Origin of the sequence: Rhizobium sp. 25PS6 (assembly GCF_032464655.1) — a bacterium.
Lineage (GTDB): Bacteria > Pseudomonadota > Alphaproteobacteria > Rhizobiales > Rhizobiaceae > Rhizobium > Rhizobium laguerreae.
In genome coordinates this window covers 74,949-92,295 of record NZ_JAWDIV010000003.1, presented here as the reverse complement: position 1 = coordinate 92,295, position 17,347 = coordinate 74,949, and the positions used below count along the sequence as shown (strand labels likewise).

11 protein-coding genes, 2 tRNA genes and 1 pseudogene are annotated in these 17,347 nt (G+C 56.9%); 8 read left to right on the top strand and 6 right to left on the bottom strand.

Annotated features, from left to right (window positions below; all coding sequences use genetic code 11):
• Positions 1 to 161: 161 nt before the first annotated feature.
• The 5 genes from RWK44_RS05065 to RWK44_RS05045 all read left to right on the top strand — a co-directional run bounded on the left by RWK44_RS05065 (position 162) and on the right by RWK44_RS05045 (position 9,544).
• Positions 162 to 3,842, top strand: coding sequence for a caspase family protein (locus RWK44_RS05065; protein ID WP_316028463.1), 3,681 nt, complete (start codon positions 162 to 164; stop codon positions 3,840 to 3,842).
• A 611-nt stretch (positions 3,843 to 4,453) separates the two neighbouring features.
• Positions 4,454 to 5,401, top strand: a complete 948-nt coding sequence (locus RWK44_RS05060) for a hypothetical protein (RefSeq protein WP_316028462.1) — start codon at positions 4,454 to 4,456, stop codon at positions 5,399 to 5,401.
• Between the two features lie 665 nt (positions 5,402 to 6,066).
• A complete protein-coding gene (locus tag RWK44_RS05055) occupies positions 6,067 to 7,014 on the top strand; it encodes a hypothetical protein (RefSeq protein WP_316028461.1) in 948 nt (315 codons plus the stop codon).
• A gap of 653 nt (positions 7,015 to 7,667) precedes the next feature.
• Positions 7,668 to 8,177: a hypothetical protein gene (locus RWK44_RS05050; RefSeq protein WP_316028460.1), complete on the top strand. Its 510-nt coding sequence runs from the start codon at positions 7,668 to 7,670 to the stop codon at positions 8,175 to 8,177.
• Between the two features lie 836 nt (positions 8,178 to 9,013).
• The gene (locus tag RWK44_RS05045) at positions 9,014 to 9,544 is read left to right on the top strand and encodes a hypothetical protein (protein ID WP_316028459.1); all 531 of its coding nucleotides are present in this window, start codon (positions 9,014 to 9,016) and stop codon (positions 9,542 to 9,544) included.
• 149 nt (positions 9,545 to 9,693) lie between these two features.
• On the opposite strand, the gene RWK44_RS05040 is transcribed toward RWK44_RS05045, so the two are convergent.
• The 6 genes and pseudogenes from RWK44_RS05040 to RWK44_RS05015 all read right to left on the bottom strand — a co-directional run bounded on the left by RWK44_RS05040 (position 9,694) and on the right by RWK44_RS05015 (position 15,621).
• Positions 9,694 to 9,927 (bottom strand): hypothetical protein, encoded by a 234-nt coding sequence (locus tag RWK44_RS05040; RefSeq protein ID WP_316028458.1) that lies wholly within the window; start codon positions 9,925 to 9,927, stop codon positions 9,694 to 9,696.
• 147 nt (positions 9,928 to 10,074) lie between these two features.
• On the bottom strand, positions 10,075 to 11,007 hold the full coding sequence (locus RWK44_RS05035) for a hypothetical protein (RefSeq protein WP_316028457.1): 933 nt from the start codon (positions 11,005 to 11,007) through the stop codon (positions 10,075 to 10,077).
• Between the two features lie 257 nt (positions 11,008 to 11,264).
• A pseudogene (locus RWK44_RS05030) lies at positions 11,265 to 12,029 on the bottom strand (metallophosphoesterase); the annotation flags it as partial.
• A gap of 53 nt (positions 12,030 to 12,082) precedes the next feature.
• On the bottom strand, positions 12,083 to 13,408 hold the full coding sequence (locus RWK44_RS05025) for a DUF2442 domain-containing protein (RefSeq protein WP_316028456.1): 1,326 nt from the start codon (positions 13,406 to 13,408) through the stop codon (positions 12,083 to 12,085).
• Entirely contained in the window at positions 13,409 to 15,388 is a 1,980-nt protein-coding gene (locus RWK44_RS05020; RefSeq protein ID WP_316028455.1) for an AAA family ATPase, read from the bottom strand. It abuts the gene before it with no gap.
• Complete coding sequence (locus RWK44_RS05015) at positions 15,388 to 15,621, bottom strand: DUF6634 family protein (protein WP_316028571.1); 234 nt, start codon at positions 15,619 to 15,621, stop codon at positions 15,388 to 15,390. The genes RWK44_RS05020 and RWK44_RS05015 overlap by 1 nt, the downstream gene beginning before the upstream one ends.
• Positions 15,622 to 15,975: 354 nt before the next feature.
• On the opposite strand from RWK44_RS05015, the gene RWK44_RS05010 reads away from it, so the two are divergent.
• The 3 genes from RWK44_RS05010 (at position 15,976) to RWK44_RS05000 (ending at position 17,327) form a co-directional block, all read left to right on the top strand.
• Positions 15,976 to 16,257 (top strand): helix-turn-helix domain-containing protein, encoded by a 282-nt coding sequence (locus RWK44_RS05010; protein WP_130743775.1) that lies wholly within the window; start codon positions 15,976 to 15,978, stop codon positions 16,255 to 16,257.
• Positions 16,258 to 17,001: 744 nt separating this feature from the next.
• Positions 17,002 to 17,076: transfer RNA gene (locus RWK44_RS05005), tRNA-Glu, on the top strand.
• Positions 17,077 to 17,252: 176 nt separating this feature from the next.
• Positions 17,253 to 17,327 (top strand) — tRNA-Glu (locus RWK44_RS05000).
• Positions 17,328 to 17,347: the final 20 nt, after the last annotated feature.

Sequence of the window (17,347 nt, the reverse complement as noted above, 5' to 3'; positions counted from 1 at the left end):
TGAGTCTGAGTGCGAATGGGCAGTAGAGGCCTTTGGACAGAGCGAGGAATTTCCCGTTGGTGTGGGTTCGGCTTAGGGGAACGGCTGCAAAGCGTAGAAAAAGGAGCATCCGCCGCATCCTTGGATTCCTGCTGGCGAGCTTGATCTTAGCGACTGTTGTCGTGAAGACGGCTTCCGCCTCCGAGGAAGTCCGTGAACTACAGCGCAAGCTTCTGGTCCTCGGAGAACTCTCGGGGTTTGTTCTCGACGGCAAGGACAGCCGCGCGCTTCGCGACACCTTAGCCCGTTTCGCTTCACACCATAACGAGCATATCGCCAACGACGAGGAGGCCGGCGCTCTCCTCGACCGCGTCCTCGAAGAGAAGACCCGCGAAGCTGTAGGTCCCTACGACAGTCCGCAGCCGTTCGACCGCCCATCCTTTTCTGACGACTGGTTCGTCAGTCTCGTGGTCGCTCCAGAGGACAACCTTGTCCTTGCCGGAAGCTGCGACAACATTGCGCGCTTCCGCCTAGATACCGGTGTGCCGGCTAGGGGCCTCGCGCAAGCATCAGGATACAAGTTCGCCTACAGCAGTGCTAGAAAGGAGATCGTGTGTTTGGCGCGTTGGGATGACAAGAGGAACGGCCTGCTGATTGTCGATGCCAGAACCGGCATGCGCAAGGACTTCATAATACTGTCAGGGATGTTGGATTTTGCGCACCCAGAGCTGACGATTGCGACGACGGGCGCAACCGCGTGGGTGTTGGGCAAGGAAGGTATCTGGATCGCCGACCTCGCCAAGCACGCCGCCCATCAGGCGGTTCAAACACTGCCAGACAATTTGCCTGAGAAGATCGAAGTATCATCGGATGGCTCACTCGTCGCGATCGAGTTTAGCCATGTCAAAAAGGGTTTTACGCATGAGATACGGACATACGATGCGTCCACGGGACGCCAGTTGTCCGCCGTTTTCGACCTGGAGGATTTGTCGCTCGCACCGCTTGGGGATCGCTATCTCGCGAAGAAGGACGACAGCTACCAGATTCGCGATGCGCGCACCGGAAAGTCGCTCTACTCCAAAAATTTCGAAGTCGACACCCCGGGCGATGAGCTTGCCTTCACGTCAGACGGATCAGGGCTTCTGTTCTCTGGTGGTGATAATGATGCCACCCGTTCGGTGTTACGATGGGACTTCTCGAGCGGTGGCCTCACCACAGTCTCCCATTTCGGGCAAACTGGGAATCATGTGCACATCGACGAGGAAAGAGGCGAAGTCTACACGGTTGGCAGTGACGGCGTTTTTCGCTATCGCCTTGCAACCGGGGAAGCTCTCACACCATCGAGCGCGATAAATCGAACAGGCTTGGCCGGGGCCGCCGTTGGCCCAGACGGCAGCGTAGCTGTGGGCATCGCTGGAGCAACCGCCTATATCCTCGAGACCGAAAGCGGGCAGGTACGGCAGCTAGCCACGACTGACTGCACCGTGGACAAGTCGCCGATACAGATCGATGACGGGGATTCCGTTGCGTTCTCGGGCCACGGCCGAGTCGCTCTCGCGTGCAACGAGGGATCGATCAAGGAACTGGATTTGCAGACCGGAAAGGTGACTCCTGTAGGCAAGTTCGCAGACGATCAGGCCGATGACTTAAAGGTGTCGCCAGACGGTTTTTACATCGCCGCCGTCTATTCGGACTTAGTCGCCGAGAAGCTCTCCCACACGCTTATCGTGGCAGAGCGCAATTCGGGTCGTATCCTCGTGCGGAAGACTTCGGAGGCGCTTTTTGCAATGGGCTTCGTCGATGGCGGTCGCCGCATCCTCTATGGAGATGGGCATTTTGCGGTGGTGCAAGACGTTGCGTCTGGAAAGACCGTGACGCGGCTCGAACTTAGGCTCGAGACAAAGAAATCCGGCAGGACCACGAGCTGGCACTGGGGACGCGTCCACTGGGTACTTCCGGATGCGGAAAGCGGTGACTCGCTCCTCGGCGTTACTGTCGGCCTTGGTGGTGTCGGAGGGCTCGTCTACGGCTATGCGGGCGGCAAATTCACTCTCCTTGACGGCAAACTCATCGCCAGCAGCAACTCCCTTACCAGGTTTGCGACAGCCGGGCGCGTGAGCCGGCTGCATGAAGACCGTCTGGTAAGCATCCAGGCGGAGGACGAGCCTGCCATCGGTAGCCTCAACGCTGAGAAGTGGACGTCTAAGCATGCCCGATCCGGGGGAAATGTTCTCGCGCTTGGGCCGCAGAAGGAAGGCCGCTTCGTTGTGGTGACTGATGTCGGCGGCATGCTGCTCTACGACGAAAAAATGCCCAACCCAATCATGACGACCGTCTTGAGCGAAGAGGGCAATTGGTTGACCCGCATCGACGGCGGCTACTTCGCAGGGACCAGGGGCGCGGGTGAGAACCTCTTTCTAGCGCCGAGTCTCAATGAGACCATTACCATCGATAGTTTTTTCAACTCCCTCTACCGGCCGGATTTGGTGGCCAGTGTTGCATCGGGCAACGCCCCTGAGCAGAAGGCGGAATCCGACCCTACCATCAATACGCTGCTGAAGGACGGGCTACCACCGAGTGTGGCGATCCTATCGCCTGCAGGCAATACCGTGGCGGACAAGGAGTCTATCATTGCCAAGGCAACACTGACGCCGTCGACCGGCGGCATCGGCCGTCTCGAATGGCGGGTAAACGGGATTGTCCGTGTTGCCCGCACCCTGTCGTCGGGTGTAGGAGTACGCCAAGGCGAACCAATAGATATAGACGACAGCCTTCTACTTGAGCCCGGCGACAACATTATCGAGCTTAGTGTCTTCAACGCGTCCAATGGAATCGCTTCAACACCGGCTTCCACAAAGATTAGCTGGATAGCAGCCGGCACCTCCGCCTCGCCCCGCCTTTTTGTACTTGCCGTGGGTGTCAACCGGTATTGGGATAGCACGCTAACCCTCAAGTTCGCGGCCAATGACGCAGCGGATATGGTCCACTCCTTTGAACTCGCTGGTGCCGATCTCTTCGACGGTGTGCGAACTTGGCTGGTGACTGACGAGAAGGCGACACGAAGTGGAATCAACTTGGTGTTTGACGACATTGCCAAGCAAATCCGCTCTACGGACGTTTTCGTTCTTTTTGTAGCCGGCCACGGCAAGACTGAGGACGGGCGGTACTATTTCATACCCTATGACTTCAAATATGCCGGCGGCACCGTCTCCATCGCTGAGCAGGGCATCGATCAGGACGACTGGCAGATTTGGTTGGCTCGTGTTGCGACTCGCAAATCGCTGTTGATGTTCGATACTTGCGAAAGCGGCACGCTAACGCTTGAGCGCACCACCCGCGGCTTGAGCCGTCTCGCTGCTCTTGATCGCCTCACACGCGCGACCGGACGGTCGGTGCTTGCGGCCTCAAGTGATGACGGACCAGCGTTGGAAGGCTTTCAAGATCATGGCGTATTCGCCTACACCGTAATGGAGGGCCTCGGCGCTGCGGACCCCGCTAGGACCGGCCTGATCCAGGTTACGGCGTTGGCCTCGTATGTGGGTGTACGAGTGCCCGAACTTTCTTTCGGCAAGTTCGGCATACGTCAGGTTCCCCAGATGAAGCTAATTGGCGAGGACTTCGCCGTCGGAAAGACGGTAAATGTCTTGGCAAATCCAGCGCAGGGTTTCGTACCGGTGCAGCCGACACATGTAGTCATCTCTTCTGCTGTCATCACGAACGCTCAGGGGAGCGCTTCCGGAGAGCCTCTTTCGCCGGGCACCCTGGTCAGGGTCGTAGGTGTGTCGGCGAGAGGTTCGGAGGTGGCCCGCGACGGCAAGCGCCTCGGTTTCGTTCCGACAGCCACTCTAGCTCCGATGCAGTGATTTCCACAGCGCACGCCTTCTTCCTCTCCCGGCTATACGGTCCAATCCACCGGCCAATATCGCATCGCAAAATTCACTTCGCACGGATGGTGGATAATTTGTGTTGTTACGGCGCGCGGCAAATCCGGTCGTGCAGGCGCACCGCTTCAATGCCCGCTCAGGAAATGTCAGGACTACAAGACGAGATGGCGATGGGTGGCAGCCACGTGGGCATTTGGGCCACATGCTGTGCCACACTTCCGGGCCGCCACATTCTAGGCTAGCCTCCCTCCTCAACTGATTCACGGGGACTGATGGCTACCAGTATAACGCTCGCCGACCTCTCTCCATGCGACGACGGCACAGTCGTTGTCGCATGTGACGCCGCCGACGGATCGCGCCGCCATATATCTGAGGTCGCAAACGGCTTGCGGTGCGGATGCGTCTGCTTTGGTTGCGGACGCGCCCTTGTCGCTCGGAACGGCGGCGATATCACTCTTCGCAGGCATTCGTTCGCTCATCGCCCCGACGAGATAACGCCGAATTGCGCAACTGCCGGCGAAACGGCGCTGCATATACTCGGCAAAGAGATCATCGCCAGGCACGGCAGGGTCACGATGCCGGATACATGGATGACCGACTTGGACGGCAGACGTCGTCCTGTAACATCGCGGCAGTCCATCGCCCTCTCGGACGTCCAGCTGGAAGTTGCCGAAGGAGACCTGATTCCGGATATCGTCGCCATAAGCCCGGAAGGCCGAAAGCTCTTCATCGAAATCAAAAACACTCATGGCTGCCCTTTGGAGAAACTGGATAAGCTGGCCACCATGGATGTCGACGTCCTCGAGATCGACGTCTCTAGTTACCGAGTTCATCCACTCGACGACCTTGATGAAGTCATTCTTGATCTCGCACCACGCGTGGTGCTCCAGAGTGCTGCGCTTCGGGCGATGGCAATCACCATCGCCGATGAAAGGGCTGCACGGGAGGAAAGCCGTCAAACCGATGCTGGCAGGCGGATTGCGCTCTACCGCGATCGTCAGATGCTGAATTCGCCGCGGGCGGCCGAACTCGCCGACGAGATGGTCGCCCTCGGGCTTGCGGACCAGATGGACTCTGACGACACGCAGCCGTCGGCGTTCCGGGTGCCGAGACGGCAATGGCAGGCAGCAATCCTCTACAGGCTCGGCGCGACCGTCTACCCGGACAAGGTCGATGCGGTCGCCATGCTTGAAAGGCTGCGCCAGCGGAAATGGCCGAAGCCCGAGCTTGATTTCATGTCGTCTGAGGATACGAACTGGATCGCCAAGTACATCGCTCCGGACTTCAAGTCGGCTTACGAGGAGGTCGCAAGCTACTTGGGGCGTCTCCAAGCAACAGGTGTCGCCCATGAAGACGGGCGCGGCCGATATTTCATGACCCAGTCAGGACGCGACACTATCTCCCGAGCGGCACGGGAACGGTCGAAGCCTACTGTGCGTCGGTGGATGTCGATGTCTGGCTGGAGGAACGATCGGGAGAGCTTGGCACGTCGGTCGCAAAACTGCTTCAACAAGATGACGGACGATTTAATCACCTGATGGGCAAGTTGAAGAGCCTACGGACGTCGATCGTGAGGATGCAGCTAGCCCGGCAGGACGAGCCGCCTGAAGATTTGGCCGGACTGCCGTTGGAGAGTTTTTTCCTTAGTTTGCAGACCGCTCGATTTGAAGCTGAGCAGCGTGCCGAGCAAGAGCGGGATGACCGCCTCAATCGTGAAGCGGAAGACCGGGTGGCAGAGGCTCTCCAAGCCGCAAATTGGGTGGTGCCAGATCAGATAACGTGGCTGGATACGGTCCGACCTGACAGCGATGGAACGACTCGCCGGGAACTAGCCGCCGGCGGTCGTAGTGGGCTTGGAAAGGTCCTTGGGGATATCGCGAAAATCAGGGCGGAGAAGGCTGCGGAACAGCGAGCGGAAGCTTATAGGACGACCGCTCTCGACAAGCTTCGGGCTGAGGTCGTCCGTGTAATTTCACGACCGGATCACGCCGATCTCTGGATCAGGCAATCGATGCGTCAGCTCGGGGGCGCTAGACCTCAGGACTACTGCGTCGACGAGACTTCCCTCGCTCGCTGCCTTGAGGTCCTCGCCGAAACCCACGGACACCAAAAGCGACGTCGATGACTGGTTGAGACCTGAGCTGTTCGGGTTTCGACCGCGTGGATGCAAGCCATGTGACTTGAAAGACCTCGGGGATTGCGCATGAGTTACTTGACTTTAGACACCATCGCTCGCGTTGACGAGATCGTCACCGATGTCTTGGCGATGGACCTCCTCCATAGCTCTCGGGACTTCTTGGCCATGGTGCTAGCTGTCGCCGGAGAACCCTCCGATGCGTTGCCGATTGCGATCCGCCGCTCCGTCGCCGACACCTCGCTCGGCGAGACGGACATCGAGTTGGTTGTCGAAAGCCGAGGAACGAAATGCGCTATTCTCATTGAGAACAAGGTCCGCGCTCCACTCATGGACCGCCAGTTCGCGCGCTATCGAATGCGCGGCGAAGCAGGCGTCGCCAATGGCCAATGGGAGCGGTTCAAAATCATCCTGATGTCCCCACGCAGTTACTATGATCTCCTGGCGGAAGACCACGCCTCGAATATCAACGCCAACCTGTCGTATGAGCGGATCGTGGACTTCCTCGCGCCTTTGGCGGAATTCGCCTTCAAGCGCCATGTTTTCGAAAGTGCGATCCAAGACTGCCGAAAAGGCTACGTGAAGTCGCCCGACACAGCGATGATGGGTTTCTACCAGAACTACTGGGCTGTGGCGTCGGCACAATTCCCGCAGTTGAGAATGGCGAAGCCTGACGTGGTCGGCAAGGATGGAAGCTGGATTTACTTTCCTCCACTATACCCGGGCAACGGCGTCCGGCTGATCCACAAGTTCAAGGGGATTGGTTGCGAGTTGGCCATCGTGACAAAAAAAGCGGAAGAACTTCTGGAAGCACTGGGACCGCTCCTGGAACAGGACATGATCGCCCGCCCGACCAAGTCCATGGCATTCGTGAACGTCCGGACGCCCGCTATCAACCACATCTTGGATTTCGAGGATGTCAGGGCGGACGTGATAGCCAGCCTCACCACCCTTGAACGGCTCAGGGTCTTCGCGATGACCGACCGCGTGAGGCAGGTGATCACTGGATTACTTTGACGAGCGGGACAGTTCACCGAAAAGATGGCTTCATCGAAGAAGCTCGCCCTCATTCGAAAGATGCCTGCCTTGCCTCTTCGAAGGCTCTTTCAACAGTCCGGTGAAGCATTGGCAAGCGGTCGTGTGGCGTGGAAGCTCCGGGTCCTCCGATGGCAAATGATCTCCGGAATGACTGCGGCTCCCACTCTGCTTGAAGCCAAGAAATGCCTTCGTCGCGACGGTCCTCCAAGATGCGATACTGGTTCTCAGGCCGTTCGAGGGTGGTCGCTACTGGGACCTCTGGCAGCCACTCTTTCAGGACAATGATCGGAGAAGCCGCAGGATGGGGCGCTCCCATCGCGATCCAGACATTCAGGTCAGGTCTATCCTTCGAAAGAAGCCGCGCTTTATCCGCCTCTTCGGTCACGATCTAGTCGTTGTCTGGTTTGACTTCGACGAAGGCCTTCATTCGTAGTGGAAAGAGACGCCGAGAACGTCCAGAAATGACACTGCCCATCGAGCTTCTGTTCTCGAGCGGTACTCGTGACCTTGCCCCGTTGAAGTTTCTTGTGAAGACCGTCGTCGTCGTACAATCATCGACTCCGTAGCGGAAATCGCCTCTTGATTTTCATAATCAAAGAAAATCTGATGGAGCTTCACTAACTGCTGGCACGATGACAAAAATCGATCATAACAGGCCTTCGCTTCGCCTCCTCGACAACTACAGACGCGAGCTGAAGTCTCAGCAGCGTGAATACTCGGTCCATGACGCTTCGTCTCGCAGCTCGCTGGGCAACTCCCGGATGCCCAATGTCACCCCAGCAGCTCAAACCAAAATTCTGCAAATGTTAGATCAGGCCGATGCGTATTATCGCGCCTTTTCCGACTACCTCAAGTCGATTTCACCGAAGGCCGAAACACCGATTCGGAAGAAGCGGGCTACGTTGAAAGAGAAGCTGGATGAATCCAAGGTATCCCTCACAGACTCCTGTGTGCAGATAGTACTGGAAGCTATGCGCGAGAAGACTGATGGAAAAACAGGGGTACTCAAGTGGCTTGAATGGTTACAAAGCGAGGCTCAGCGTACAAACGACTACGGCCTGTACGACATCCTAGAGATTGGCGTGAAGCCTGCCTTTGCGAAGGTTGAGGAATTTGTCGCGAAGAGTGTTGGTGATGGCTGATCGACCCGACGCTTCGAAGGCCACGGCAAACGAGACCGCTTCCGGAAGAGGCCGCCGTTAGTCGAAAAGGGCTTCGACTTCTTCCTCATTGAAGACGGGGCCAAGCACCAGGTCATCGTAATCCTCCTTTGCCAAGAACCCTCGCCCCAACGAAGCTCCGAGATGTCGAACTCGCCCCGGGCGCTCGTAGATGCCGCAGCTCGGCTTGGACAGCTTCCACTCAAGGGCGAGCCGCGATCTCGACTTTATCAGTGCGAGGCAAACGATGCTCTTTGTCGGAATATCGGCTATGCTGTCCCCTACTTCTGCTTTGGTTTGGCTAGTCGGCCGGGGAGCCCTTACAATCGGGGCAGCTTGGTCAAACGCATAGGTAGCCAGAACTTTCCCTGTATACCAGGCAGCCATAGCCGCATTGACAGCCAAGACAGCCAAATCTCCCGGTAGGTTTTCAAGATCAAGGGCGGGCTGGATCACCCACAAGGACGTTCAGACCAAGTACCAGATTTGGACCAGTCTGGCGGCAGCCAGACGTTAAACCCGTTGACCAAGACCCTGTTTGCAGGGGCTTTGTCTGCCTTATGGAAGTTAACGGCCTATTGGTTCGAATCACGCATATGGCCGTTTTCAGGGTCTGAGTGCCGATAACATTCGTTATCGGAAGTCACCGTTTTGGCCGTTCGTCCGAGAGCACGAAAGTTGTCAGAGCGTATAAGATCGGTGCCGCGTCTTTGTCTCATGTTCCTGTCTGTTCTAAATGCTCGTAGAGACAAGCAAGAGCGGCACAATTATCAGTCAATATACGATTGACGGATAGCATTCCGCGCCGGGGAGATAAAATGGGCATTCTTTTTATTGTTGCATTGGTGTTGGCGTGGCCGACGTACGGACTTTCGATTATTGGATGGCTTGTTCTAATGTTTTTCAAATCAAAGAACACAGCCGACAAATCGGCGCGAAGGAAGGAATTTGTGTCTGTTCTCGAGCCGATGTTTCACGGTCGGTTCGCGGACTTCTACAAGGCGTTGGACGTTCCCCTTCTCGACGGATTTGCGCTCACCGAAAAGGACGCCCATCAATGCGGCAGACACGTTATGAACTACCTTGCCCAAAATCCAGAGGAAGCAGCACTGTTCGTCAGGGGGTTGGAAAAATGGAGGACTAAGGGCACGGGAATTTTATCCGACCCGGTCACTGCGGCTGAAACCGAGAAAATGTACGATGCCAAAGGCGAGATTCATTTGACAGCGTACCGCGCTATAAAAGCTGTAATGCTAAATAACTCTCTCAAGTGCTTTGATGCTGTGAATCTCGCAAAGCTCATGGAAAACGAAACTTTGCTGACTTTCCAACTCGCCGGCCGGATTTAACAGAGCAGCCGTGTTCTGGCGATAAAAACTGCTTTCAGCCCGGGAAGCTCGAGCGATCAGAAAAGAGCCGCGCTCGACTGGTTTCCCGACGAGGGAGATCAGCAGGCGCATGAACCGCGCCACGCTTGCCGGCGGCCGTTTGGTTTAGGTTATGCGCCATAGGGCTGCGGCGATCCAGGAAACTGCTGCCCATCGCGAGGAATATTCGCCTTGGTGATCAAAAACCATTCGCACTGCTCGGCGCGGCCTTCCTCGGCCACGGTCTCGTTGGTGTAGATGCCGCGCCGGGCGCGGGAAAAGAACTTCCACAACTGGGACATAGCCTTGGCAACACTCACGACCTTATGGAAGTGTTGGAACCAGGTAGAATAGCTCGTTCCCATCTAAAGACGGCGCTGGAGGCGCTGGATCAGGTTGACAGCTCTACGGGGGGACAGCCTGGCGCAACCACGGCGGCGACATACAAGCAGTCCGAAAACGACTGGGGGGTGCCCTAGTCCGTTGATGCTCTTGACGGAAAAATGTCCCTGTCAGCCGCGGTCCACGCAAGCCCAAAGCTTTTCGATCGCCTTTCCGGATTCATTGAGCTTGGTTTCGATGCGTTTCTTCCCCGACTTGAACGAGAGTTTCGAGCTCTCGCGTATCGGGCCCTCCAGACTTTCTTCCTCGGCCCCAGCCTTCAAGGTCAGGACGTGCTCGTTTCTTACATCCACTCCGGTGAGAGAGAATGCCTTGCCATCCAAGAACAGTTCACCGCTCACCTCTGCATTCGGACCGAAATTCCAGTCCTTGTTGTAGATGTTCACCAAGAATGCCTCATTCTTGTTGGCGTACAGCATGACGGCGGTCTTGCGGTCGACTTTTTTCGTAACAAGGCAGCCACCCTCGGGATCGTTCTCCATCGCGGAGCCCACCCATTCTCCTGCCGCGAAACTCGTGTCAGAACCCGCTTTCTTTGCCGCCTTAGGTTGTTGGCTAAAATCCGTCATCGACGGTGGCGAACCATCCGATCGGAACTGGAGGAGGTACGCTACACCCTTTTCACCGGTGGCCTGGCAGCTTATGGTAGTTGGCCCTTTGTATGGGTTACTGTAACCACAGCCGCCTCTCACAGGAGTCTTCGCCGGTGCGATGCCCTCGATTCCGAGATTGAGGATAATGAAATCAACGTCCTGCAGTTGCGTATCCGCGTCAGGCTTAGCACCTTCCAGTCCTGAAAATGTAATTACCGTTCCTTTGTCACCCACAGCGACGGCAAACCCGGTGCGTCCGGTATTGTAAATCGACTGGATTATCTGCTTTGAGCAATGCGCAGTGAGATCGTCACCCTTCATGATGAGCTTTTCGCAGTTACCTTTGAGGATCGCCATTCCCGTGAGATTCGGTACGTCCTGGCCTTGTGAGGTCGTCGACCATGACGCCACTGTTAATGCAACCACGCACGGAAAAAGCGAATAGCGCATATCTGGTCCTATCAATACACAACGTTGAAGCCGCTTTTCCGAGCTTCTAAAGGCAAGGATACCACCCGATGTTGAATTTTTGGTAGCGAGCGAATCCGCCGATCCGTTTGCTCGATGCGCCTCAAACCGACTCATGATTTCGGCGTGCCAGCGTCATCTCGAAGTTCGCCGCCAGGATCAGGATGGGGCTTGGGTGCGCGGTCGAGGATGGCCAACGCCGAATCCACGAGCTTCCCCTTTGAACCCGGTTTCGGAGAAATCTCAACAGTGAAATTAGGGTCAAACCCCGTCGGTTCGCCGGGATATCCCCTGGGATTCGATACAACCCGTGTATCCCCGACCATGTAGTCATTTCGATGGTGGACGTGACCGTGCACCCATAACTCTGGCCCGACCTCGTACAGCAAATCTTCCAAGTCGGAAGCGTAACAAGCGGAGAGTGGATCGTGCCGGAAACCGAGGTCAATCGCACGCGGTGACGGGGCGTGATGCGTAACGACGACTGTCGCTAGCCCTGTCCCTTCGCGCAATCGACTGGCGATGAAATCGCGAGTCTCACGATGTTTCCGCAAGGCGTCGATCGGCTTGAATTTGCGAAACGGTGCCTTTGCGAATTTGATCTTCTTGTAGTCGTTCATCCCGTGCGCGGCGTACGACATGGTGACCTCCGGATTTCGGCCAAACAGGCGAAAATCGGTCCAAAGGCCTCCGCCGATGAACCGGACACCACCGATGTCGACGGTCTCGTTCTCAAGAAAATGAATGTTGGGAAAACGATCAGCGAAATCGCGGGCGTCCCGGATACTTTCCTGGACAGACGCAGAATAAAACTCGTGGTTTCCCGGTACGAAAACCACGGGGATAGCATGCGCCACGGTGTCGGCGAGCCATTGCAGACTCGGGACGATGCCCTTGTCCAGAACGTCGCCAGCGCAAATCATGACATCGGCATCGGCTGGTGGGGTCTGCAAGAAAGGCTGTCCGAATTCCAGATGGAGGTCTGAGAGGACCCAAAGTTTCATGACTGTTGTCCTACTGCGGCAGAAAAAGAGGAAAACTCGGTCTAGCGAGTGGATCAGAGGGCCAGGAGTGGCTGGCTTGGGTAGAGCCAACCCATGACCGCCTTTCTCATCGAACTCGCCAAGTCATCGTGGTGAATCTCTAATGCGGATTTCGCCTCGTCAGCGGAGAGCCAACCGTCGCTCAAGCGCCATCGGCGATAGAACAAGACATCGAGACGATGGCGTCGGAAATCTTCTGCCATGCTCCGCAGATCGCTGGGCTTTTCTGGCGGCATCGCTTCGGCATCGGGAGGCAGGTCAGACTTGTCGGAGTGCTCACCATTCGGCGTTTGAACCACCCAAGTCTCCTCATCCGCGGCGGTGACAATCGCGTCTATCTGAGAGCGGATGTCGTCCGGCACATTCGCGGCAGCGTCGAAAGCCGCCGTGATAAATCTGGCATCGCTCGCGAAATGGAGGTTCCACTTCGACGGATTGAAGCGCCAGAGGACCGTTTCAGCAGCTTTCGTCCAACACCCCGCTTGCACAAGTCCGAGAGCCTCCAGAACCGAGTATGCGTTAAACGTCGCGCACGCCGGGCCGGCCCCGTTGGCAGCGGCGATGTTGGCTACTGGCACGCTATCGCGGTCGTCCGTCTTCAGCGACAGAACGCGTCTGTCCAACTTTCGGAATCGCAGTTCGCCGTTCTGGTCGGCCACGTAGATCACCGCGGTCGAGATATCGTCCCACCTTGGCGGCGGCTCGGGACGTTCGGGAAATCGCCGCGGCTTGGCTCCCCCGACAAATTCGTGCGCCTGTCCCAGTGCAATAAGCGCCGCACACCCGACCTCATAGGCGGTTATGTGGTAATGTTCCCAACCTATCTCGTCCTTGTAAGGTAATCCGTACGACAAATATACGGCAACTGCCCGAGCCCAGGCGGCGAAGCCGTTTGCCTGCTTTTTGTTGTGCAGCTCCATGGCACGCGTCGCAGACTTCGCCATGAAACTCGGCGTGCCGTATATTCCGGTGATCATCAGCCCAATCTCGTGATCGACATCCAGGCTCTCCCAGTGGAGACCCGTCTCGGCAAGCAGTTCGACTTCTGCGAGGTGAGCCTCGGATGCCTCGACTAGTCCCTCGAGGAATCGTCCGGGGACCGTGAAGGTCGAGCCGTTCTCGAACTCGACGACGATCCGGCCTGTCGACTGATCGTAGTATGCACCCCTTGGAGTCGGGTGCTTCAGTCGCCGATATGCGTCGCGCGCGCTCCCGACCACAATGCGGCGTACCAGCGGGTCAAAGCCGATTTCGTCCAGACCCGACCCAAGCGACCTCTCCCGGTCGGGTTCCGTTTTGATGCGACGATAGCGCCGCCTTCCCCGGCCCTTGCTCGCCATCTACGTCCCCGCGCTGCGACGAGGCAGCTTCGCAAGGCTGACCGTTGGCATCCGGTGCCGCTGTACGATCTCGGCGACCTCCTCTCCTGCCAGGACATTTGCTTCCAGAAGACGCTCGACAATGGCATGGAGAGCGGCTCGACGAGACTGAATGATGGACCTCGCGCGATCGAACTCGTTCTGCAAAACCTCGTGAATGCGCCTGCGGAATTCTGGATTGTAGGACCTCAGTCGCTCGAGCTGTTCAAGGGAACGCTCGACGACGAGTGTGTGTCCCATCCCGAGGCAGCCTTCCAACATCGTCGCAAGCTCCGTCGCCCTATTGAGGTCGGCCGTTTCCGATCCCGAAGCGCCGTCGGCAAAACAACCGAAGACCTCCGTTTCGGCGGCTATGCCAGCCAGGCAGACGGCGATCGCCGCGAGATAGTCTGGCCGCGTCTTTGGCCGGGCACTACGGTGACCGTATTGGACGTACCCAAGTTGGCTGGATTTGCCCTCAGCCCGGTACCGTGAAATCTTGACCTCACTGACCTCTCCATGGCCGACTTCGATCGAGACGAGGGCATGGCCCGCTTCATGGACGGCGAGAGCACGAACGAAGTCTTCCGGAAGTTCCGTCACAGCCGGCAATTGGTCGATGATATGCGTTCCCGCAAGGACCTCCGAACGGCGTCGCGCTGTTCGTCGTGCGCCTCGAGCGATTTGTTCGATATCGGCACCTGATAGACCATCGGTCGCTGTATCGAACATTTCAGCTTGAGGTTGATCAAGCTCGACCCCGCTGTGGAATTGCAAAATCGAAAGCCGGGATTGAGCATCGGGAAGCGTGATCGGGTACTGACGATCCAGCCGTCCCGCGCGCCGTATCGCCGGATCGAGATCGTCCGGATGGTTACAGGCTGCCACGACCACCACACCTTCGCGGTGGTGGAAGCCGTCGAGGAGTTCGAGTAATCCGGCAATTGCAGCCGTCATGTAGGCCCTATTATGATCACGGATGCTTCGATCACCAAAGGTAGAGACTTCATCGATAAATAGGATTGCCGGAGCCTTCGATCTTGCCTCCTCGAAGGCTTTCCTCATGGCTTTCAAGAAGTCATCGAGCGAACCGGCACTCTGCCAGGTCGAGAAAGACCCAACGACGACGGATACCCCGCAGGTGTTGGCCAAGGCACGCACGAACGTCGTCTTCCCGGTTCCAGTCGGACCTGAAATCAAGACCCCATCGTCGACATCCTCCCACCGGATGCGGCCCGTTTTGTAATCCGCCAGATCACGCGCCAGGTCAAACCCCCACTGCACGACCGGACCGTATCCATGCATATCCGCGAGGGTTGGCACACTGATCGTGGGTTCCGGCGCACTGGAGCGCGTCGACGGCAACGGGAGTTGTTGTAGCCTCCGAAGAGAAAGCATCGGCGGGCGTCCTTCCTGAAAGGCCTTGTCCAGCAAGGACCACGGCGCAGAAAGGAGAAGTTCGACATCCTTCTCGATGACCGGCATCCCGAAGCGTCTAAGCGCCGCCTCGACATGCCCCCGGCTCCGCATCGGAACATCGACCACCATGTCCGCGAAGAGCCTCGCTTCGTCATCCACGGCTTTGCCGGGCTCCTTTACGAAGATCGCTCGATCCACTCGCAATACTTCCAGCTGGTCGCGGTGTGAGTAGCGTCCGCCCCAGTCACTGACATATGGGCGGGTATCTTTCTTGTATTCTGCGACCCCGTGCAGAAAGACTCGGGCGGCGGCCGTATAGACGGAAAGGCAGGCTTCCTCCTGAAGGCAAACGATGCCCTTGAACCTGGCGTTCTTCTTGTTCCAGGGCCGAAGCGCCGCGGCTATGCCGCAGAAGGCCATGAAGACCGGCAGCGTGATAAAGGTATCGTCGCCGGGTCTACTTGGCTTCCACGGGACTGGCGGCTTTCTGGTAGACGGCGGCGGGGGCTCGCTTAGAACCTCGAGAAATTCGACGATGTCCATCAATGCGAGTACTCCGACGGCCCATTCTCCCGGAGCCTCTCTTCCCAGTATTCGGGGTCCACGCGCGTTCCGAGTCTGTACCAACGAGACATCGTTCGCGCGATGCCGCGTTCCGGGTCGAGGTAAAAGAGCTCGCTCGAGTACGCAGGTCTTCCGTCTGAGATGTTCGGATGACCAAACGCATGACCGACAAGGCAAGGGGTCGCCCGAGTTCCGAACGACCATGAGGTCATCAGAGCAATGGCCGGCCGCTCTGGTACCGAACCGGCCGCCACGGCCTCAAGATCATCCGCGAGACTGCGTAAACGTCCAATTGTCATGGCTGCGGTTGACCATCTCCACCGCGACTCAAGCGAACCGAATTCGTCCATCATGGCCGCCTCTACTCGACGAGCCTGAAGACAATGCTCCACTTGGACGCACCCGCGAGGACCAAACTTGCTCAGTAGAATCATTCATCGAATGCGCTCCGGCTTCACTCTTAACGATGTCTTCAATTACATCTTTTATGACTTTTTTCAAGCCCATTTAAACGTAATTTACGTCTTATTTGACTTATCTGTGTGCAGCCGGTTTTCTCGCCGCCAATGACTACTTTGCTGACTGGTGATTTGATTAGGGCTGCTAGAGCGCTCATTGGCTTGAGCCAAGTAGAGCTTGCCACGAAGGCTGGCATTACCCAGAAAGCCTTGGGCGAATTCGAACTCGGAAAACGACAGATTACAGCAAGGGCAAATGAAAAGCTTCGGCGTGTGTTCGACGAGGGGCAAGTTCAATTCATCGCGGCAAATATAGAAGCGAGCCATCTCGACGGAGCGGGCGTTCGATGGAAGCCGGAACAGCCGAACGCAGGCATAAAAACTATCTAGCCGGCATCTGCTGGTCAGTGACCGGCGCGAAACCAGGATCACGTTAAGCGAGAGGTATGGCGTCCCTAAGGATCAGTTCGATGATTCCGATGTCGGCGGCCTCTTCCTTTGCGCTGACTACACATAGACTCACTCCGAACATTCAATACATCCAGGTGAGCAATGATCACTCTTCACCCAGCCATAGCGAGAGCGGCTCGTGCCTACACGGGACTCGATCAAAAGGAACTCGGAAAGAGCGCGAATGTTTCGTCCCGTACGGTTTTCAAACTTGAGAAGGATGGAAAGGTCACCGAAGAGTCACTCGAGAAAATACTGGCAGTTTTCAAAACATGCGGTGTCGTCATTCGACATGATAACCGCGGAATAGCAAATGGGTTGGAGTTCACCAAACTACCGGCCCGAGGTTCTCGATGGGGCCTATAGGCGAAAACGAAGAAGACGTGCGGTGGTTGAACAGCGCCCTGGATGGCACATGTAGACAAGCCTGCAGCTCACATGGTCCTGGCCAGATTTCGCGATTCCATTTGGCCAAACGAGACGCTTGCATACCCCCAATCCCCGCGGCCGGTTGATCACGGGCATGTGCTTTGGAGGACATCGGCCCAAGTGGACATCTCATCGATTGCAAGCGCTAACTGGTTCGAACTTTCTCCCGTCGAGTGTACCACTTTCTCTCGATATAGAAGCCAACACTTCCGCTTGCAGAAGCCGGCGCGCGCTCCTATTTTAACGATGCTGCCTGCGCCCTTCGTCTATCGGTTAGGACGACAGATTCTCATTCTGTAAAGAGGGGTTCGACTCCCCTAGGGCGTACCATCAGGTTTGCGCAATCGCCCCCAAACCAGCCCGCTGGCTTATCTTCCCGGCTCCGTCACCTCACGATACAATGTTTTCCACAGCAGCAAATAAATCGGCGAAAACGATGATTTTTTCGCGCCTTGGCGCTTGCGGCCTTCGAAGGCGCTGACTATAAGGGCGCCACCACGAAGGAAGCGCCCTTCGTCTATCGGTTAGGACACCAGATTTTCATTCTGGGAAGAGGGGTTCGACTCCCCTAGGGCGTACCACTTTCTTTCCCTTTGACACT